Origin of the sequence: Saccharopolyspora sp. NPDC049426 (genome assembly GCF_040676935.1) — a bacterium.
Lineage (GTDB): Bacteria > Actinomycetota > Actinomycetes > Mycobacteriales > Pseudonocardiaceae > Saccharopolyspora.
The window spans coordinates 1-18,680 of record NZ_JBFAPZ010000014.1 but is presented as its reverse complement, the minus strand read 5'-3'; the positions used below and the strand labels follow the sequence as shown (position 1 = coordinate 18,680).

The window sequence follows — 18,680 nt, the reverse complement described above, 5'->3', positions numbered from 1 at the left end:
GCTCGACCGGACTTGTAGTCCGGCTTGAGATGTAATCCGACCCGGCCCCGGGTGGGCATCGGCCAGTTGAGCGATCGTTTTCCCGCATCTTGGGAAGCACTTATCGTGTGGCAGATCACAAATTTGTCGCTGAACAGCCCGTAGCGCCCGTTCACCTCCTGGTAGCACCATCGATACAGGTACGCCTGCCTGCGCGGGGATCTGGAACTGGATCGTTCCGAGCAGAGGGTTGCGCACGGTGGTCGCGAAGATCGACTCCGTGATCGCGGCCACTCCCGTACCTGTATCGTTCGCCACAGGACGAACGTTGCCTGCAATTGAAGGGGAACGGATCAATTGGGTGCGACGAACGGACACCGGACGAACGGGACCCGGAAGCTCAACAGGGTCGTGATTCGCTTCGCCGGTGACTCCGGTGACGGCATGCAGCTGACCGGCGACAGGTTCACCTCGGAGGCCGCTGCCTTCGGGAACGATCTGGCGACGCTGCCTAACTTCCCGGCCGAGATCCGGGCCCCCGCAGGCACGCTCCCGGGTGTGTCGAGCTTCCAGCTCCACTTCGCCGACTACGACATCCTCACTCCCGGCGACCGGCCGGATGTGCTGGTGGCGATGAATCCGGCTGCGCTGAAGTCGAACCTCGGGGATCTTCCGCATGGTGGGATCTTGATCGTCAACACCGACGAGTTCACCAAGCGCAACCTCACCAAGGTCGGCTACGACGCCGACCCCCTCGAAGGCGAGGTCCTCGACGACCTCTATGCGGTGCACAGGGTGCAGATGGGGACGCTGACCCAGGGCGCGCTGGCGGACACGGGTCTGGGCAAGAAGGACGCCGAGCGCTGCAAGAACATGTTCGCGCTGGGTCTGCTGTCGTGGATGTACCACCGGCCGACCGAGGGCACCGAGCGGTTCCTGCGGGAGAAGTTCGCCAAGAAGCCCGACATCGCCGAGGCCAACGTGCTGGCCTTCCGCGCGGGCTGGAACTACGGCGAGACGACCGAGTCGTTCGCGGTGACCTACGAGGTCGCTCCGGCCAAGCTGCCCGAGGGCACCTACCGGCAGATCACCGGCAACACCGCCCTGGCCTACGGGATCGTGGCGGCGGGGCAGCGCAGCGAGCTGCCGGTGTTCCTGGGCACCTACCCGATCACCCCGGCCTCCGACGTGCTGCACGAGCTCGCCAAGCACAAGAACTTCGGCGTGACCACCTTCCAGGCCGAGGACGAGATCGCCGGTGTCGGCGCCGCTCTGGGCGCCTCCTTCGGCGGTTCGCTGGGCGTGACGACCACGTCGGGTCCTGGTCTGGCGCTCAAGTCGGAGACCATCGGCCTGGCCGTCGCGCTGGAGCTGCCGCTGCTGGTGTGCGACATCCAGCGAGGTGGCCCGTCGACCGGTCTGCCGACCAAGACCGAGCAGGCCGACCTGCTGCAGGCGCTCTACGGGCGCAACGGCGAGTCGCCGGTGCCGGTGCTGGCGCCGTGCTCGCCCGCTGACTGCTTCGAGATCGCGTTGGACGCGGTGCGGATCGCGCTGGAGTACCGGACGCCGGTGCTGCTGCTGTCCGACGGAGCGATCGCCAACGGCTCCGAGCCGTGGCTGATCCCCGACGTGACGTCGCTGCCGGACCTGAGCGTGGAGTTCGCGACCGAGCCCAACGCCACCGACGGCTCCGGCGAGTTCTGGCCCTACGTGCGCGACGAGGAAACCCTCGCCCGCGAGTGGGCCGTGCCGGGCACGCCGGGGCTGGAGCACCGGGTCGGTGGTCTGGAGAAGGCCGATGGCAAGGGCAACATCTCCTACGACCCGGACAACCACGACCACATGGTCCGGTTGCGGCAGCGCAAGATCGACGGCGTGACCGTCCCGGACCTCACCGTCGACGACCCGAGCGGCCAAGCCCGGGTGCTGGTGCTGGGCTGGGGATCGTCGTTCGGCCCGATCGGCGCGGCGTGCCGCCGGGTCCGGGCCCAGGGCCTGCAGGTCGCGCAGGCGCACCTGCGCTACCTCAACCCGATGCCCGCCAACCTCGGCGAGGTGCTGCGCGGCTACGACGAGGTGATCGTGCCGGAGATGAACCTCGGCCAGCTGGCGATGCTGCTGCGCGCCCGCTACCTCGTCGACGTGCAGTCCTACACCAAGGTCGCCGGCCTGCCCTTCCAGGCCGAAGAACTGCAGAACGTGCTCACCGATGTCTTGCAGGGGGTGTCCGCGTGACCGCCACCGAGCTGGGAATGCCGTCGCTCGGCGGGCTGGCCGGGGTGCCGGCCGCTGATGCGCCGCAGAAGGCCAAGGACTTCAAGTCCGACCAGGAGGTCCGCTGGTGCCCGGGGTGCGGCGACTACGTCGTGCTCAACGCGGTCCAGTCGTTCCTGCCGTCGTTGGGGCTCAAGCGCGAGAACATCGTGTTCGTCTCGGGCATCGGGTGCTCGTCCCGGTTCCCGTACTACATGAACACCTACGGGATGCACTCCATCCACGGGCGCGCCCCGGCCATCGCGACGGGTCTGGCGACCTCGCGGCCGGACCTGTCGGTGTGGGTGGTCACCGGTGACGGCGACGCGCTGTCGATCGGCGGCAACCACCTGATCCACGCGCTGCGCCGCAACGTGAACCTGAAGATCCTGCTGTTCAACAACCGGATCTACGGGCTCACCAAGGGCCAGTACTCGCCGACGAGCGAGGTCGGCAAGGTCACCAAGTCGACCCCAGCCGGTTCGCTGGACTACCCGTTCAACCCGGTGTCGCTGGCCCTGGGCGCGGAGGCGTCGTTCGTGGCGCGGGTGATCGACTCCGATCGCGCGAGCGTCACCGAGACGCTCAAGGCCGCCGCCGAGCACCGGGGCAGCGCGCTGGTGGAGATCTACCAGAACTGCCCGATCTTCAACGACGGCGCCTTCGACGTCCTCAAGGACAACGAGGAGAAGGAACGCCGGATCGTCTCGCTCACCCACGGCGAGCCGATCGTGTTCGGCCCGGAGGACGAGCGCTACGGCGTCGTGCAGGGCCCGGACGGGCTCCGCGTCGCCAAGCTGTCCGAAGTGGACTCCACCGACGTCGTGGTGCACGACGCCGAGCGCGAGGACCCGTCGCTGGCCTTCGCCCTGTCCCGTCTCGGCGGCCAGGACCTGAGCCCGGCGATCACCGGTGTCTTCCGCAACACCGTCCGGCCCACCTACGACGACCTCGCCCGCGAGCAGGTCGTCCAGGCGGCGGATTCCAAGCCCGCGGACCTGCAGAAGCTGCTCAACGGCAACGACACCTGGACCATCTGAGCGAGCCCGGTGACGACGAAGAGCCCCACCGATCGGTGGGGCTCTTCGCATGTTCGAGGTCCGCGCCGGAGGACGGCCTTCAGCGGGTCACAGGACCGCTTCGATGAGGTGCGGGCCCGATTCGGTGAAGGCGCGGCTCAGGGCGGTGCGGAGTTCCTCGCCGGTGGTGGCGCGGGTGGCTTCCACGCCGAAGCCCCGCGCCAGCCCGAGCCAGTCGAGGGCCGGGTCGGCGAGGCTGGTCATGGACGCCGCGGCGGCGCCGGGATCGTCGATGCCCGCGCGCCGGAGCTCCTCGTCGAGGATGCGGTAGCGCGAGTTGGAGCAGATCACCGTGGTGACGTTGAGGTTCTCGCGCGCTTGGGTCCACAGCGCCTGGACGGTGTAGGCGGCGCTGCCGTCGGCCTGCAGGTTGATCACCGAGCGGTCCGGGCAGGCGATCGCGGCGCCGGTGGCCACCGGCATCCCCATGCCGATGGCGCCGCCGGTCTGCGAGAGCTCGCAGTGCGCGGGCGCGGCGTCGGCGATCGCGGGATAGGCCGCTGAGGACGAGACGCCCTCGTTGACGATGATCGCGTTCTCGGGCTGGGTCAGCACGATCGCCGCCGCGATCGCGTCCGCGTCCAGCGCCCCGGTCGGAGCCGTCACCTGCAGACGCTCGGCCTGCGGGAGCTTCTCGGCCGCGCTGTCGGTCGCCTCGGCGAGCGCGGCCAGGGCGTTGAGCGCGTCGGAGTCGGCATCGGCCAACTCGTGCACCTTCACGCCGTCGGGCAGCGGATGGCTGGGCTGGCCCTTGTAGCCGAAGAACGACACCGGGGTGCGCGCCCCCACGAGGATCAGATCGGAGAACCCCTCGAACGTGGCGCTCATGGCCTCCGGGAAGTAGGGCAGCATCCGCACCGGAGGGATCTCGGGACCGCGCTCCACGCGGGCGCTGCCGCGCTCCGCGAGGACCTCACCGCCGGCCTTCGCCGCGATGCGCACGGCGGTGCGGATGCCCTCGGGATTCTCCACCGCCTGCCCGCCCAGCAGCAGCACCGGGCGGCGCCCGGTCGCGAGCACCTTGGCGATCTCGGCGATCCGCTGCTCGTCCACCTGCGGGCGGTCGGGCGCGGCGGGCACCTCGACCGGCATGGAGCCCTGGCTCCACATGTGGTCGGCCGCGGCGATGAGCGTCGCCGGCAGCCGGTCGCGCAGCGCCGCTAGGTACGCCTCGGCGAACTCGCCCGCAGCGGCCGACGCCGACGTCGTCCGCCCCACCCAGCCCGACACCGGACGGGCCAGCGACTCGATGTCGCTGTTCAGCGGGGCGTCGGCCGACTGGTGCCAGGACGCGTGCTCGCCGATCAGGTTGATGATCGGGGTGCGAGCGCGGCGCGCGTTGTGCAGGTTCGCGATGCCGTTGGCGAATCCCGGCCCGAGGTGCAGCAGCGTCAGCGCGGGCGTGGAGGTCATCCGGCCGTAGCCGTCGGCCGCACCGGTCACCACGCCCTCGGACAGCCCCAGCACCGCGCGCACCCCGGATTCCTGGTCGAACGCCTCGACCAGCGGGATCTCGGTGGTGCCGGGATTGGCGAAGCAGACGTCGACACCGGCGGCGGCTGCGGTGGCCAGCAGACCTTCGGAACCCTTCACGAGCACTCCTACGGCGCGTCGGAAACCCGGACCGATCTCATGCTCACCGCCCGGACGGTGACCGGCAAGACCTCACTCGGTGTGCGCGAGCAGGTGCTGCAGCAGCAGCCGCGTCAGGGACTCGGGTGCTTCCTCGGGGATCCAGTGCGAGACCTCCTGCAGCATCTCGAACCGGTAGGGGCCGGTGACGTGCTGCTCGGTGGCCAGCGCGGCGGTCGACCCGACGGCGACGTCCTCGGTGCTCCACACGAACAGGGTCGGCACGGTGATCGGGCCGATCTCCTCGTTGAACCGCGACGCCCGGTACCAGTTGAGCGCGCCGGTGAGCGCGCCCGGCTCGGTGAGCCGCTGCACGTAGTCGTCGACGTGGTGTTCGGGAACGCCGGGGTAGTAGATGCGGCGCAGCTTGGCGGCGTTGTCGGCCAGCAGCGTCTTCTCCGCCGTGGAGGAGCGCAGCGCCTGCATGTAGGCCGAGCGCTGCTGCTGGTCCTCGTCCTCGCGGACCGCCCGGGTGAAGGCGTCCAGGTGCGGGATCGACACCGCCGTGAGGGTGCGGATCCGTTCGGGGTGCTCGGCCGCGGTGGACCAGGCCACCGCCGAGCCCCAGTCGTGCCCGACCAGGTCGAAGCGGTCCCAACCGAAGTGATCGGCGATGGCCAGCACGTCACCGACCAGCTCGTTCATCCGGTAGTCGGCGACCTGCTCCGGGCGCACGCCGGGGGAGTAGCCGCGCTGATCGGGTGCGACGGCGAAGCACTCGGCGCCGCCGAGGACGCCCAGCTGCTCGCTCCACTCGACCGCCGCTTCGGGGAAGCCGTGCAGGAGCAGCACCGGGCGCCCTTCCTCGGGGCCCGCGGTCAACGCGTCGAACTTGCCCGCCGGCGTGGGGATCTGGATGTATTCGGCCACGGGCCCCACCCTAACGGTCATCGAGGGGTTGGAGGTTTCCGCTGAAACCTCCACCCCCCGAACGGCAGGCGGTCACTCGGCGAGGCGGTAGCCCCAGCTCCCGGTGTGCGTCTGCCCCGGCCGCAGGACGATCAACCCGTCACCGGTGACGAAAGCGTTGGGCGCCAACGTCATCGGTTCCACGGTCAGCCCCGCCCGGCCCGGCCGGTCGGTGCTGGGATCGTCGTCGGTGTAGACCTGCAGGTACCGGTGGGTCTCGTCGACCCACAGCTCGACGTCGACGTCCGGCCGCCCGAAGCGCACCACCGCTTCACCGCCCGAGTGGTGCAGGCCGGTGAAGGCGGTGTCCATCTGCGTGCCGCCGATCGGCCGCGCGGTGCGGAAGTCGTAGTCGGTGCCCTCCACCTGCGCGGTGCCGGTCGGGATGAGCCGGTCGTTGACCACGTAGTAGGTGTCGGCCGGGACCTCCAGCGCGATGTCGTCGATCCGGGTGCCCGGAGCCGCCGCCAGGTAGGTGTGGTTGGCGGTGCCGAACGGCGCCGGGCCGCGTCCGACGTTGGTCGCCGACAGGGTGCTGGAGAAACCGCGGTCGTCCACCCGGTACTCGATGCGGAACGCCAGCTGGAACGGGTAGCCGTAGTCCGGCGGCAGGACGTGTTCGAGCACGATCGAATCGGCGCGGTGGTGCACCGGCGACCACTCCACGAAACTCATCAGCCCGTGCAGCGCGGCGTCGCGCTCCGGTTCGTTGATCGCGACCTGCAGCTCCTGGTCCTCGAAGGTGTAGGCGCCGTGGTCGATCCGGTTCGCCCACGGCAGGATCGTCTTGCCCTGGTACCCCTCGTCGACGTCGTCGGGGTCGTGGGTCAGCAGCATCTCCTGGCCGCCGGCCTTCCAGGACAGCACCGAGGCGGCCACGCCGCCGACGACCACCCGGTGCGTGCCCGCGCCGATCTCGTAGAGGTGCCCGCTGGCCGTCGGGGGAACGCCGGGCGCGGCCTGCGCGACGCCGGGCAGGGCCGCCATCGCACCGGCCGCTCCCGCGGCCCCCAGCAGCGCACCACGTCTGTTGATCTTCGTCGATCTCATCGGACTCCTCACCGGCTCCCCGCCTCGATGGCGGCGGTGTTGTGCGCGCGCACGGAGGCCAAGTCCGGTTTCATGATCTGCCGGTCGTAGGTGAGGAAACCGTTGACCTCGTTCTCCACGTCGGTGGTCTGGGTGTAGATCGCCGCCGACAGGCCGTTGGCCCCGATGATGCGCGCCAGCTCGTCGCTGACCTCGCCGTAGCGCCGGGTCAGCTGCTCCCTGCTCTCGGTCATCTCGTACGCGCTGGGTTCGCCGGGCCACAGGTGGCCTTCCTCGGCCAGGCCGAGCCCGCCGTACTCTCCGTCGACGATCGCCCGGCCGTCCTTGACCGTCGGCGCACCCGGACCCACGTAGGTGTGGTCGTCGTAGATGTCGCCCGCGCCGCTGTCGGGCAGCGAGTAGCAGCAGTTCACCCCGCTGGAGGGGTTGATCAACCGGGTCGGGTCGGTGCGCCGGGTCAGGTCGGTGATCTCGGCGGTGTCGAACTCGCCCCAGCCCTCGTTGAACGGCACCCACGCCACGATCGAGGTCGAACTCCGCAGCTGATCGATGATGCCGACCCACTCGGCGCGGTAGTTGGCCTTCATCTCCTCCGACGGCGGCGGGCTGTCCTCCGGCGGGATGGACAGGTCGATCGGCAGCGACGGCATGTCCTGCCAGACCATCAGGCCCAGCCTGTCGGCCCAGTAGTACCAGCGCGCCGGTTCGACCTTGACGTGCTTGCGGACCATGTTGAAGCCCAGTTCCTTGGTCTTGTCCAGGTCGAAGCGCAACGCCTCGTCGGTCGGCGCGGTGTAGATGCCGTCCGGCCAGTAGCCCTGGTCCAGCGGACCGTGCTGGAACACGATCTTTCCGTTGAGCGCCATCCGCGGTCGGCCCTGCTCGTCGTTGACCAGACCCGTCGTGCGCAGGCCGGTGTAGCTGCCGACCTCGTCGAGCACGGCTCCGTCAGCGCCCAGCAGCCGCACCGTCAGGTCGTAGAGGTACGGGTCGTCCGGGGTCCACAGGTGCGGTTGCGGGACGTCCACGCGCATCGGCTCGCCGGCCGGGCCGTTGGTCCTGGTGACCTCCTGGCCCTCGGCGTCGCGCACCGCGACCTCGACCTGCTCGCCGTTGTCGGCGGCGGCGGCATTGGCGTTGATGCCGAAACCGGTGAGGTCGGGGGTGATGTCGAGCCCGGCGATGTGCGCCGGGGCGACGGGTTCGAGCCAGACCGTCTGCCAGATGCCGGAGGCGCCGGTGTAGAGGATGCCCCCGGGATCGCTGCGCTGCTTGCCCACCGGGTGCGGCTGGGTCTCGTTGCCGTCGGAGACGGCGACGGTGAGCTGCTGCGGCGCACCGGGTTTGACGGCATCGGTGATGTCGGCGGAGAAGGCGGTGTAGCCGCCCTCGTGCACGGCGACCTGCTTTCCGTTGACCGAGACCTCGGCGCGCTGGTCGACGGCGCCGAAGTGCAGGATCAGTCGCTGGCCGGACCAGTCGGCGGGCACGTCGAAGGTGCGCTCGTAGAGCATGTGGTCGTCGTGGCGCTGCACCCCCGAAAGACCGGATTCCGGCGGGTAGGGGACCAGGATCTGCTCGGTGGCGTTGTCGCCGCCGGTGTAGTCCCACAGGCCGTTGAGGTTCAGCCAGCGCTCGCGGGTCAGCTGCGGGCGCGGGTACTCGGGCAGGGCGTTGTCGGGGCCGACCTGGTCGGTCCACGGCGTGGTCAGCGGTGGTGTCTCGGGTTGCCAGGCTGGTTCGGGTGCGGCCATCGAAGCGGGTACTCCGGAGAAGGTGAGCAGGAGGGCGGTGGCAATCGTCGTGACAGGTCGGAACACGGTGTCCTCCTTGACGCCGGAAATTCCGAAAGAAAATCACCAGTAATCAACAACAATGACCACAACCACACGAAGAGTCAACGCCGATGAGCAAGGACCCGCACATCGGAGCAACCGACTCGGCTCGTCGGAGTGGCCGAGCCCGTCGTGGACATGGTCCACTTCTCGCCCCGGCAGCGCAGCCGGGACGAAAAGGGTGCCGGAGTGTTCGGCGAAGCGACGGCGAGTGCGCCTGGCGAGACGTTCCTGGCCGCACGCGACTACCTGCTGCGGCATCGCGAGGACTAATCCTGGCCGCGATGAAGCTGGGTGCGGTGATCATCCCCGCGACCCCGCTGCTGGGCTCGGCGGACCTGCGCGACTGGGTGGATCGCGGCGGGGTGCGGCACGTGGTGACCACATCGGACGACGCGGCGAAATTCGCCGACTTCCCGGGTGATTACACCCGCGTCGCCGTCGGGTCCACCGTGGAGGGATGGCACTCGTACGGCGAGAGCGCGGGATCAGGGGAGGGTTTCACCCCCGTGGTCGCCACCAGGGCCGACGATCCGATGCTGCAGCACTTCACCCCGGGCACCAGGGCCAAGCCGAAATTCGGTCAGCACACGCACGTCTCGTACCCGGTGGGTCATCTGTCCACGATGTACTGGATCGGCCTGGAGCCCGGGGACGACGTCCACTTCAACATCTCCTCGCCGGGCTGGGCCAAGCACGCCTGGAGCAACGTCTTCGCGCCGTGGAACGCCGAGGCGACGGTGTTCATGGTCCTGCTGGACCCGGCGACGGGGGAGGAGGCCGAGGAGGGAGAGATCTGCCTGGCCCTGCAGCCCCGGGGGCTGGGCCTGATGACCGGCTACGCCGACGACGCCGAGCGCACCGACGAGGTCACCCGGGGCGGGACTACCACACCCGGGACGTCGGATCCCGGGACGCGGACGGCTGCATCACCTACGTCGGGCGCACCGACGACGTGTTCAAGGCCTCCGACTACCGGATCTCGCCGTTCGAGCTGGAGAGCGTGCGGCTGGAGCACGACGCGGTCGCCGAGGCGCCGGACGCGCTGCGGTCGTCGGTGCCCAAGGCCTACGTGGTGCTCGCCCCCGGTCACGAGCCCGACGAGCGCAGGGCGGAGTCCGTCCTCCGGTTCGCCAGGGAGCACCTCGCGCTCTCCGGCAAGATCCGGCGGGTCGAGCTGCGCGGCCGGGAGAGCGATGTGCACGATTCGGGGGAGCGCGCGCGGGGTGAGTACCGCGACGAGGACTTCCCCGGCCTCAAGGGCTGACTGGGCGCCGCTGACGCCGTGGTCCGGGCCGGGTTCGCTCCCGGCTCGGATGCGGTGCCGGCGCCGCGCGGCGTGCTGGATCGGTTCGGCGTTCCAGGGGCGGATGCACCGATTGACGGGTAGTCCGGAAAAAGTTATGGCGCCGCGGACATGAAAGCCGTAACATCCGTGCTCCGCTCTTCGATGCAAGGGTTACGGGGAGCAAAAAGTCAACCGCCGCATCGGCTATTCACAAAATCTTTGTCGATCGGAACTCTTGAAATTGCGCGAACATTGTGCTATATCGGGCGCGCGTTAGTGTACATCTTCCGGTTTTTTATTGCACTCACGTGATCGTTATCCACCCCAAAGCGATCTCCAATATCCGCTGGTGGTCGCGCATTTTTTCACCCAGGGTGACAATGGGAATCACGCATTCATCGCATTGCGGTGATTACCGTCACACGTTTGTACGCTTGCTTCGTGATCTCCTTCGCCTAGGTTGGTTAAGCGACGCACGGAAATGCGTCACGCCGGTTGGCAAGGGTGCCGACCGAGTGCGATCGGCGTTGGTGCTGCGGCCTTGAGCATTTTCTCGGCTGCCCGCGCCGGTCGGAGGTGTTGCCTTTTTTCGCAGTGGCGACCCGCACGGCCGCGAGACAAGATGCTCGCGGCACGGATTTGCGCATGCCTGAAGTGCGTGGGCTGGCGCATGACCAACGTGAGTGGTGGGAGTGAAAATGGCCAAGAGCGTGGACGACTTGACTTCTGACGAGGCTGGTTCGCCTGACACGGCCGATCTGGTGGCACGTGAAGAGCAGGTTTTCGGCGAGAATCCGTTGGAAGTCCGCGAGTCGGACCACTACACCCACGAGTACGTCGGTGGATTCGTGGAGAAGTGGGATGATCTGATCGACTGGAAGAAGCGCTACGAGAGCGAGGGCAGCTTCTTCATCGATCAGCTCAAGGCTCGTGGTGTCAAGTCCGTCCTGGATGTGGCCACCGGAACCGGGTTCCACTCGGTCCGGCTGCTGGAGGAGGGCTTCGAAACCGTCTCCGCCGACGGCAGCCCGCAGATGCTGGCCAAGGCATTCCAGAACGGGCTCGAGTACGGTGGGCACATTCTGCGCGTCGTGCACGCCGACTGGCGCTGGCTGAATCGTGACGTCCACGGCGAATACGACGCGATCATCTGTCTCGGGAACTCGTTCACGCACCTGTTCTCCGAGCGCGACCGCCGCAAGACGCTCGCCGAGTTCTACGCCATGCTGAAGCACGACGGCGTTCTGATCATCGACCAGCGGAATTACGATTCCATTCTGGACGACGGATTCAGCTCCAAGCACACGTACTACTACGCGGGTGAGGACGTTTCCGCGGAGCCGGATTATGTTGATGAAGGTCTGGCGAGGTTCAAGTACACCTTCCCGGACAAATCTGAATTCTTCTTGAACATGTACCCGCTCCGGAAGAATTACGTCCGCCGCCTCATGCGCGAGGTCGGGTTCCAGCGGATCGACACCTACGGCGACTTCCAGGAGACCTACCAGGAAGGCGAGCCGGACTTCTACATCCACGTCGCGGAGAAGAAGTACGTCGAGGAAGACGACCTCGCCGACGTCTACTCGACCGCGGTGCACACCGCCCGCGATTACTACAACTCCGAAGACGCGGACAATTTCTACTACCACGTCTGGGGCGGCAACGACATTCACGTCGGCCTCTACGAGACCCCGGACCAGGACATCGACACCGCCTCCCGGCGCACCGTCGAGCGGATGGCCTCCAAGGTAGAGATCACCCCGGACACCCGGATCCTCGACATCGGTGCGGGGTACGGCGGCGCGGCCCGCTACCTGGCCAAGACCTACGGCTGCAAGGTCTCGTGCCTGAACCTCTCCGAGGTGGAGAACGCCCGGAACGTCGAGTTCAACCGGGCCCAGGGGCTCGACGAGCTCATCGAGGTCAAGGACGGTTCCTTCGAGGACATCCCGTTCCAGGACAACGCGTTCGACATCGTCTGGTCGCAGGACGCGATCCTGCACAGCGGTGACCGCCCGCGCGTGCTGGAGGAGGTCAGCCGCGTCCTCAAGCCGACCGGGTCCTTCCTGTTCACCGACCCGATGGCGGCCGACACCGCCAAGCGCTCGGAGCTCGGCCCGATCCTCGATCGGCTGAGCCTGGACACGATGGGATCGCCCGGCTTCTACCGCCGCGAGCTGGCCCGTCTGGGTCTGCAGAGCTTCGAGTTCGACGACCTGACCGAGTACCTGGCCATCCACTACGGCCGAGTCCTGCAGGAGCTGGAATCGCGAGAGGGTGATCTTGCCGACAAGATCAGTGACGCCTACCGCACCAAGATGAAGACCGGCCTCAAGAACTGGGTGTCGGGGGGCAAGGCGGGGAACCTCGCGTGGGGCATCATTCACGCCCGAGTGTGAGGTCCCCCGGGTAAACAACCTGACTACCGTACGCAAGGATCAAAGCTGCAAAGCTTGTGAGGTGAGGAGCAGTCGTGAGTGAGATCAACCGCCGGTTGTTCACGAGTGAGTCGGTGACCGAGGGCCACCCGGACAAGATGTGCGACGCGATCAGCGACTCCATCCTGGACGCGATGCTGGCTCAGGACCCGGCTTCGCGCGTCGCCGTGGAGACCCTGGTCACCACCGGCCAGGTGCACGTCGCCGGCGAGGTCACCACGAAGGCCTACGTCGACATCCCGACCCTGGTCCGCGAGAAGGTCCTGGAGATCGGCTACGACTCGTCGGTGAAGGGCTTCGACGGCGCTTCCTGCGGTGTGAACGTGGCCATCGGGCAGCAGTCCCCGGACATCGCCCAGGGTGTCGACGAGGCGCACGAGAAGCGCGTCGAGGGCAGCGAGGACGAGATCGCCAAGCAGGGTGCCGGCGACCAGGGCCTGATGTTCGGCTACGCCTGCAACGACACCGACGAGCTGGCGCCGCTGCCGATCACCCTGGCGCACCGCATGTCGCGTCGCCTGACCAACGTCCGCAAGGACGGCACGCTGCCGTACCTGCGCGCCGACGGCAAGACCCAGGTCACCATCGAGTACGCCGGTGACCAGGCCGTTCGCCTGGACACCGTGGTGCTCTCGACCCAGCACGCCGAGGAGATCGACCTCGAAGGCCAGCTGGTCGGCGACATCCAGAAGCACGTCATCGCGCCGGAGCTGGAGCGGGCCGGTCTGGACTCGGGCGACGCCCGCGTGCTGATCAACCCGACCGGTCGCTTCGTCGTCGGTGGCCCCATGGGTGACGCCGGTCTGACCGGCCGGAAGATCATCGTCGACACCTACGGCGGCATGGCCCGTCACGGTGGTGGCGCCTTCTCGGGCAAGGACCCGTCGAAGGTCGACCGCTCCGCTGCCTACGCCATGCGCTGGGTGGCCAAGAACGCGGTCGCCGCCGGTCTGGCCGGCCGCATCGAGGTCCAGGTCGCCTACGCGATCGGCAAGGCCGCCCCGGTCGGTCTGTTCGTGGAGACCTTCGGCACCGAGAACGTCGACCCGGTCAAGATCCAGGCCGCGGTCAACGAGGTCTTCGACCTGCGTCCCGGCGCCATCGTCCGTGACCTCGACCTCCTTCGGCCCATCTACGCCCCGACCGCGGCTTACGGTCACTTCGGGCGCAGCGACGTCGACCTGCCGTGGGAGAAGACCGACCGCGCCGAGGCCCTCAAGAGCGCTGCCGGTCTGTAAGAGCGGAACGGCGAACGCAGCGGTGCCGACGGGCACCTGAGGCGGTCCTCCTGCACCGGACGCCTCGACGGGTTCACGACGTCGAGGCGTCCTCGCAGGAGAACCGGCCTCCGGGCCCGCGACGGTGCAAGCTGCTCAGGGGCCGGGCGAGCGGCGGTTGCGCCGCTGCCACGGCCGCGAGCCATTCCACGTGTCCTCCGGGCACTACCGACGAAGCTGTCGCAGGCTGCGGGGCGCCGACCACATGGCAGTTCCCCGCGGCCTGCCCTGGTGAAGGAGTTATGAAGTGCGGATTGCGGTGACCGGTTCGATCGCCACCGACCACCTGATGTCCTACCCCGGTAGGTTCACCGACCAGCTCGTGGCCGACCGGCTGGAGCAGGTCTCGCTGTCGTTCCTGGTGGACGAGCTGGAGGTGCGTCGCGGCGGCATCGCCGGCAACATCACCTTCGGCCTCGGCAAGCTGGGTGTGACCTCGACGCTGGTGGGCGCCGTCGGGCAGGACTTCAACGACTATCGCGCGTGGCTGGACCGGCACGGCGTGGACACCGAGTCCGTGCACGTTTCGGAGACCAAGCACACGGCGCGCTTCCTGTGCACGACCGACACCGATCTCAACCAGATCGCCTCGTTCTACGCCGGTGCGATGGCCGAGGCCCGTGAGATCGAGCTCAAGCCGGTCGCCGACCGCCTCGGTGGTCTGGAGATCGTCGTCATCTCGGCCAACGACCCCGAGGCGATGGTGCGCCACACCGAGGAGTGCCGGGACCGCGGCTACAACTTCCTCGCCGACCCGGGCCAGCAGCTGGCCCGCATGGAAGGCGACGACATCCGTAAACTCGTGGACGGCGCGCAGTACCTGTTCACCAACGAGTACGAGCACGGCCTCCTGCTGCAGAGCACGGGCTGGACCAAGGACGACGTCCTGGGCCGCGTCGGCAAGTGGGTCACCTCGCTCGGCGCGAAGGGCGTCCAGGTCGAGGCCAAGGGCGAGCCGACGCTGCTGGTCGAGCCCCCGAAGGAGAAGCAGAAGGGCGACCCGACCGGTGTTGGCGACGCGCTTCGCGCCGGCTTCCTCGCGGGTCTCAAGGGCGGCCTGAGCCTGGAGCGCTCGCTGCAGCTGGGCTGCACGCTGGCGACCGTCTCGCTGGAGACCGACGGCCCGCAGGAATACGACGTCGAGCCGGATTCGTTCCTGGCTCGCATCGCCGAGGCCTACGGCGACGAGGCTGCCGCCGAGGTCGGGCCGAAGCTGCGCTGACGAACGGGGAGTAGCGGCATGTCAGACCACGATCCCAGCGGGTTCCTGTCCGCCATCGACGAGCGCGTGCTCGTCGCCGATGGCGGCATGGGAACCGCGTTGCAAGCCTACGACCTCAGCTTGGACGACTTCGCCAACCTGGAGGGCTGCAACGAGATCCTCAACGTGACCCGGCCCGACGTGGTGACCTCGATCTACCGGGGTTACCTGGACGCGGGCTCGGACGCGATCGAGACCAACACCTTCGGCGCCAACTGGGCCAACCTGGCCGAGTACGACATCCCGGAGCGCATCCGGGAGCTCGCCGAGGTCGGCTCGCGACTGGCCCGGGAGGCCGCCGACGAGTTCTCCACGCCGGACCGCAAGCGGTTCGTGCTGGGCTCGATGGGACCGGGTACCAAGCTGCCCACCCTGGGGCACGCGCCCTACGCGAAGCTGCGCGACGCCTACTACGAGCAGGCGCTGGGCATGCTCGACGGCGGTATCGACGTCTTCCTGGTCGAGACCTCGCAGGACCTGCTGCAGACCAAGGCCTCGATCGTGGGCGCCAAGCGCGCGATGGCCCAGACCGGCCAGAAGCTGCCGATCATCGCGCAGGTCACGGTGGAGACCACCGGCACGATGCTGGTCGGTTCCGAGATCGGCGCGGCGCTGACCGCGCTGGAACCGCTCGGCATCGACCTGATCGGCATGAACTGCGCGACGGGTCCGGCCGAGATGAGCGAGCACCTGCGGGTGCTGGCGCAGAACTCGCGCATCCCGCTGTCGGTGATGCCCAACGCCGGCCTCCCGGAGCTGGGCCCCAACGGTGCGGTGTACCCGCTGCAGCCCGAGGAGCTGGCCGAGGCGCTGTCGGGCTTCGTGCGCGACTACGGCGCACGGCTGGTCGGCGGCTGCTGCGGCACCACCAACGACCACGTCCGCGCGGTGGCCGAGGCCGTGGGCGGCACCACGCCCACTCCGCGCACGCCGGAGATCATCCCGTCGGTGTCGTCGGTGTACCAGAGCGTCCCGTTCGAGCAGGACGCCTCGATCCTCAACGTCGGTGAGCGCACCAACGCCAACGGGTCGAAGGCGTTCCGCGAGGCGATGCTCGAGGAGCGCTACGAGGACTGCGTCGAGATCGCCAAGGCCCAGACCCGCGAGGGCGCGCACATGCTCGACCTGTGCGTGGACTACGTGGGCCGCGACGGCACGCACGACATGCGGGAGCTGGCCTCGCGGCTGGCCACCGCCTCGACGTTGCCGATCATGGTCGACTCCACCGAGCCCGACGTGATCGAGGCCGGTCTGGAGCACCTGGGCGGGCGCTGCGCGGTCAACTCGATCAACTACGAGGACGGCACCGAGCCGGGCGGCCGGTTCCAGCGGGTCATGGAGATGGTCCGCGAGCACGGTGCGACCGTCGTGGTCACCTGCATCGACGAGGAAGGCCAGGCGCGCACCAAGGACTGGAAGCTGCGCGTCGCCGAGCGGATGATCGAGGACCTGACCACCAACTGGGGTCTGGACGAGTCCGCGATCATCATCGACTGCCTGGTCTTCCCGATCACCACCGGTCAGGAAGAGGTCCGCAAGGACGGCATCGAGACGATCGAGGCCATCAAGGAGCTCAAGAGGCGCCACCCGGCGGTGCAGACCACCTTGGGTCTGTCCAACGTGTCCTTCGGTCTGAACCCGGCCGCGCGCCAGGTGCTCAACTCGGTGTTCCTCAACGAGTGCCGCGAGGCCGGGCTGGACTCGGCGATCGTGAACTCCTCGAAGATCCTGCCGATGAACAAGATCGACGAGGAGCCGCGCAAGGTCGCCCTGGACCTGGTCTACGACCGGCGCGAAGGGGAGTACGACCCGCTGCAGAAGCTCATGGAGCTCTTCGAGGGGCAGACCGCGAAGTCCTCCAGCGCCTCGCGCGCCGAGGAGCTGGCCAAGCTCCCGCTGTTCGAGCGCCTGCAGAAGCGGATCATCGACGGTGAGCGCAACGGCCTCGAGGACGACCTCGAAGCCGGCATGCAGGAGAAGCCCCCGCTGCAGATCATCAACGAGGACCTGCTCGGCGGCATGAAGGTCGTCGGTGACCTCTTCGGCTCCGGTCAGATGCAGCTGCCGTTCGTGCTGCAGTCGGCCGAGGTCATGAAGGCGGCGGTGGCCTACCTCGAACCGCACATGGAGAAGGACGACTCCGGCGGCAAGGGCAAGCTGCTGCTGGCCACGGTCAAGGGCGACGTCCACGACATCGGCAAGAACCTGGTCGACATCATCGTCTCCAACAACGGCTACGACGTGGTCAACATCGGCATCAAGCAGCCGATCAACGCCATCATCGAGGCCGCCGAGGAGCACAAGGTCGACGCGATCGGCATGTCCGGTCTGCTGGTGAAGTCCACCGTGATCATGAAGGACAACCTGCAGGAGATGAACTCCCGCGGGATCTCCGACAAGTACCCGGTGATGCTCGGTGGCGCGGCGCTGACCCGCTCCTTCGTGGAGCAGGACCTCGACGAGGTCTACGAGGGCGACGTGCGCTACGCCAAGGACGCCTTCGAGGGCCTGCACCTGATGGACCGCCTGATGGCCATCAAGCGCGGTGACTCCCCGGAGGAGGACGCCGCCGAGGAGGCCAAGAAGGCCGAGCGCAAGGAGCGCCGCGCGCGTTCCCAGCGCATCGCCGAGAAGCGCAAGGCCGAGGCCGGTGACGAGCCGGGCTACGACGACACGACGCGGTCCGACGTGGCCGCCGACGTCGAGGTCCCGACTCCGCCGTTCTGGGGCTCGAAGGTGGTCAAGGGAGTCGCGGTCAACGACTACCTGCAGCTGCTGGACGAGCGGGCCACGTTCTTTGGGCAGTGGGGTCTGCGCGGTGCCAAGAAGGGCGAGGGTGCCTCCTACGAGGAACTCGTCGAGTCCGAGGGCCGGCCGCGGCTGCGCCACTGGATCGACGAGCTGTCCACGCAGGGCATCCTGCAGCACGCGGCGGTGGTCTACGGCTACTTCCCGTGCGTCACCGAGGGCAACCACCTCGTGGTGCTGGACAAGGAGGAGCCCGACGCCCAGGAGCGGCACCGGTTCTTCTTCCCCCGGCAGAAGCGCGACCGCCGGCTGTGCCTGGCCGACTTCTTCCGCACGCGGGAGCAGGCCGAGCAGACCGGACAGGTCGACGTGCTGCCGATCCAGCTGGTGACCATGGGCCAGCCGATCGCCGACTTCGCCAACGAGCTGTTCGCCAAGAACGCCTACCGGGACTACCTGGAGGTGCACGGCATGGGCGTGCAGCTCACCGAGGCGCTGGCCGAGTACTGGCACCGCCGCGTGCGGCGCGAGATGGCCTGGGCCAACGGCGGCAACGTGGCGCAGGAAGACCCCTCCGACGTGCGGGAGTTCTTCAAGCTCGGTTACCGAGGCGCCCGCTACTCCTTCGGCTACGGCGCGTGCCCGGACATCGAGGACCGGGCCAAGCTCGTCGACCTGCTGGAGGCGGAGCGGATCGGGGTCGTGCTCTCCGAGGAGTTCCAGCTGCACCCCGAGCAGTCGACCGACGCGATCATCGCGCACCACCCGGAAGCCAAGTACTTCAACACCTGATTCCGCTGGTCCATCAGCTGCTGTTCAGAAAGAAATAGAAGGGAAGTCATGAGCGTCAAGTTGCAGAAGGTCAACGGCCTGGAGTTCGCCGTGCGGGACCTGGGTCTGGCCGAGGCCGGTCGGCATCAGATCCGTT

11 protein-coding genes and 1 pseudogene are annotated in these 18,680 nt (G+C 68.1%); 8 read left to right on the top strand and 4 right to left on the bottom strand.

Going from position 1 to position 18,680, the window contains the following annotated elements; translation table 11 throughout:
• The first annotated feature begins 336 nt into the window (after positions 1–336).
• Entirely contained in the window at positions 337–2,217 is a 1,881-nt protein-coding gene (locus tag AB0J78_RS26660; RefSeq protein ID WP_363793594.1) for a 2-oxoacid:acceptor oxidoreductase subunit alpha, read from the top strand.
• The gene (locus AB0J78_RS26655; protein WP_363793592.1) at positions 2,214–3,275 is read left to right on the top strand and encodes a 2-oxoacid:ferredoxin oxidoreductase subunit beta; all 1,062 of its coding nucleotides are present in this window, start codon (positions 2,214–2,216) and stop codon (positions 3,273–3,275) included. Before AB0J78_RS26660 ends, AB0J78_RS26655 begins: the two co-directional genes overlap by 4 nt.
• A gap of 87 nt (positions 3,276–3,362) precedes the next feature.
• Here AB0J78_RS26655 and AB0J78_RS26650 read toward each other — a convergent pair whose 3' ends face one another.
• From AB0J78_RS26650 to AB0J78_RS26635, 4 genes are all read right to left on the bottom strand, one after another.
• On the bottom strand, positions 3,363–4,907 hold the full coding sequence (locus AB0J78_RS26650; RefSeq protein WP_363793590.1) for an acetolactate synthase large subunit: 1,545 nt from the start codon (positions 4,905–4,907) through the stop codon (positions 3,363–3,365).
• Positions 4,908–4,979: 72 nt separating this feature from the next.
• Positions 4,980–5,816, bottom strand: a complete 837-nt coding sequence (locus AB0J78_RS26645; protein WP_363793588.1) for an alpha/beta hydrolase — start codon at positions 5,814–5,816, stop codon at positions 4,980–4,982.
• 72 nt (positions 5,817–5,888) lie between these two features.
• On the bottom strand, positions 5,889–6,905 hold the full coding sequence (locus tag AB0J78_RS26640; RefSeq protein ID WP_363793586.1) for an aldose 1-epimerase family protein: 1,017 nt from the start codon (positions 6,903–6,905) through the stop codon (positions 5,889–5,891).
• Between the two features lie 8 nt (positions 6,906–6,913).
• On the bottom strand, positions 6,914–8,659 hold the full coding sequence (locus AB0J78_RS26635; protein WP_363793879.1) for a sugar-binding domain-containing protein: 1,746 nt from the start codon (positions 8,657–8,659) through the stop codon (positions 6,914–6,916).
• Positions 8,660–8,857: 198 nt separating this feature from the next.
• Between AB0J78_RS26635 and AB0J78_RS26630 the strand changes: the two genes are divergently transcribed.
• From AB0J78_RS26630 to metH, 6 genes and pseudogenes are all read left to right on the top strand, one after another.
• Positions 8,858–9,013, top strand: coding sequence for a hypothetical protein (locus AB0J78_RS26630; protein ID WP_363793889.1), 156 nt, complete (start codon positions 8,858–8,860; stop codon positions 9,011–9,013).
• Positions 9,013–10,007 (top strand): annotated as a pseudogene (locus AB0J78_RS26625) (AMP-binding protein); the annotation flags it as partial. The gene AB0J78_RS26630 and the pseudogene AB0J78_RS26625, both read left to right, overlap by 1 nt.
• A gap of 719 nt (positions 10,008–10,726) precedes the next feature.
• The gene (locus AB0J78_RS26620; RefSeq protein WP_363793584.1) at positions 10,727–12,427 is read left to right on the top strand and encodes a methyltransferase domain-containing protein; all 1,701 of its coding nucleotides are present in this window, start codon (positions 10,727–10,729) and stop codon (positions 12,425–12,427) included.
• Between the two features lie 74 nt (positions 12,428–12,501).
• Positions 12,502–13,704 (top strand): methionine adenosyltransferase, encoded by a 1,203-nt coding sequence (gene metK, locus AB0J78_RS26615; protein ID WP_132624082.1) that lies wholly within the window; start codon positions 12,502–12,504, stop codon positions 13,702–13,704.
• A 286-nt stretch (positions 13,705–13,990) separates the two neighbouring features.
• Positions 13,991–14,965 carry a carbohydrate kinase family protein gene (locus AB0J78_RS26610; RefSeq protein ID WP_363793582.1) on the top strand — a complete coding sequence of 325 codons (975 nt, stop codon included), beginning with the start codon at positions 13,991–13,993 and terminating at the stop codon, positions 14,963–14,965.
• A gap of 18 nt (positions 14,966–14,983) precedes the next feature.
• The gene (gene metH, locus AB0J78_RS26605) at positions 14,984–18,544 is read left to right on the top strand and encodes a methionine synthase (protein WP_363793580.1); all 3,561 of its coding nucleotides are present in this window, start codon (positions 14,984–14,986) and stop codon (positions 18,542–18,544) included.
• Positions 18,545–18,680 lie beyond the last annotated feature (136 nt).

Coding starts and splice junctions, on each gene's coding strand:
- AB0J78_RS26635 (WP_363793879.1), bottom strand. CDS start 8,659: ATGGCCGCACCCGAACCAGCCTGGCAACCCGAGACACCACCGCTGACC.
- AB0J78_RS26640 (WP_363793586.1), bottom strand. CDS start 6,905: ATGAGATCGACGAAGATCAACAGACGTGGTGCGCTGCTGGGGGCCGCG.
- AB0J78_RS26620 (WP_363793584.1), top strand. CDS start 10,727: ATGGCCAAGAGCGTGGACGACTTGACTTCTGACGAGGCTGGTTCGCCT.
- metH (WP_363793580.1), top strand. CDS start 14,984: ATGTCAGACCACGATCCCAGCGGGTTCCTGTCCGCCATCGACGAGCGC.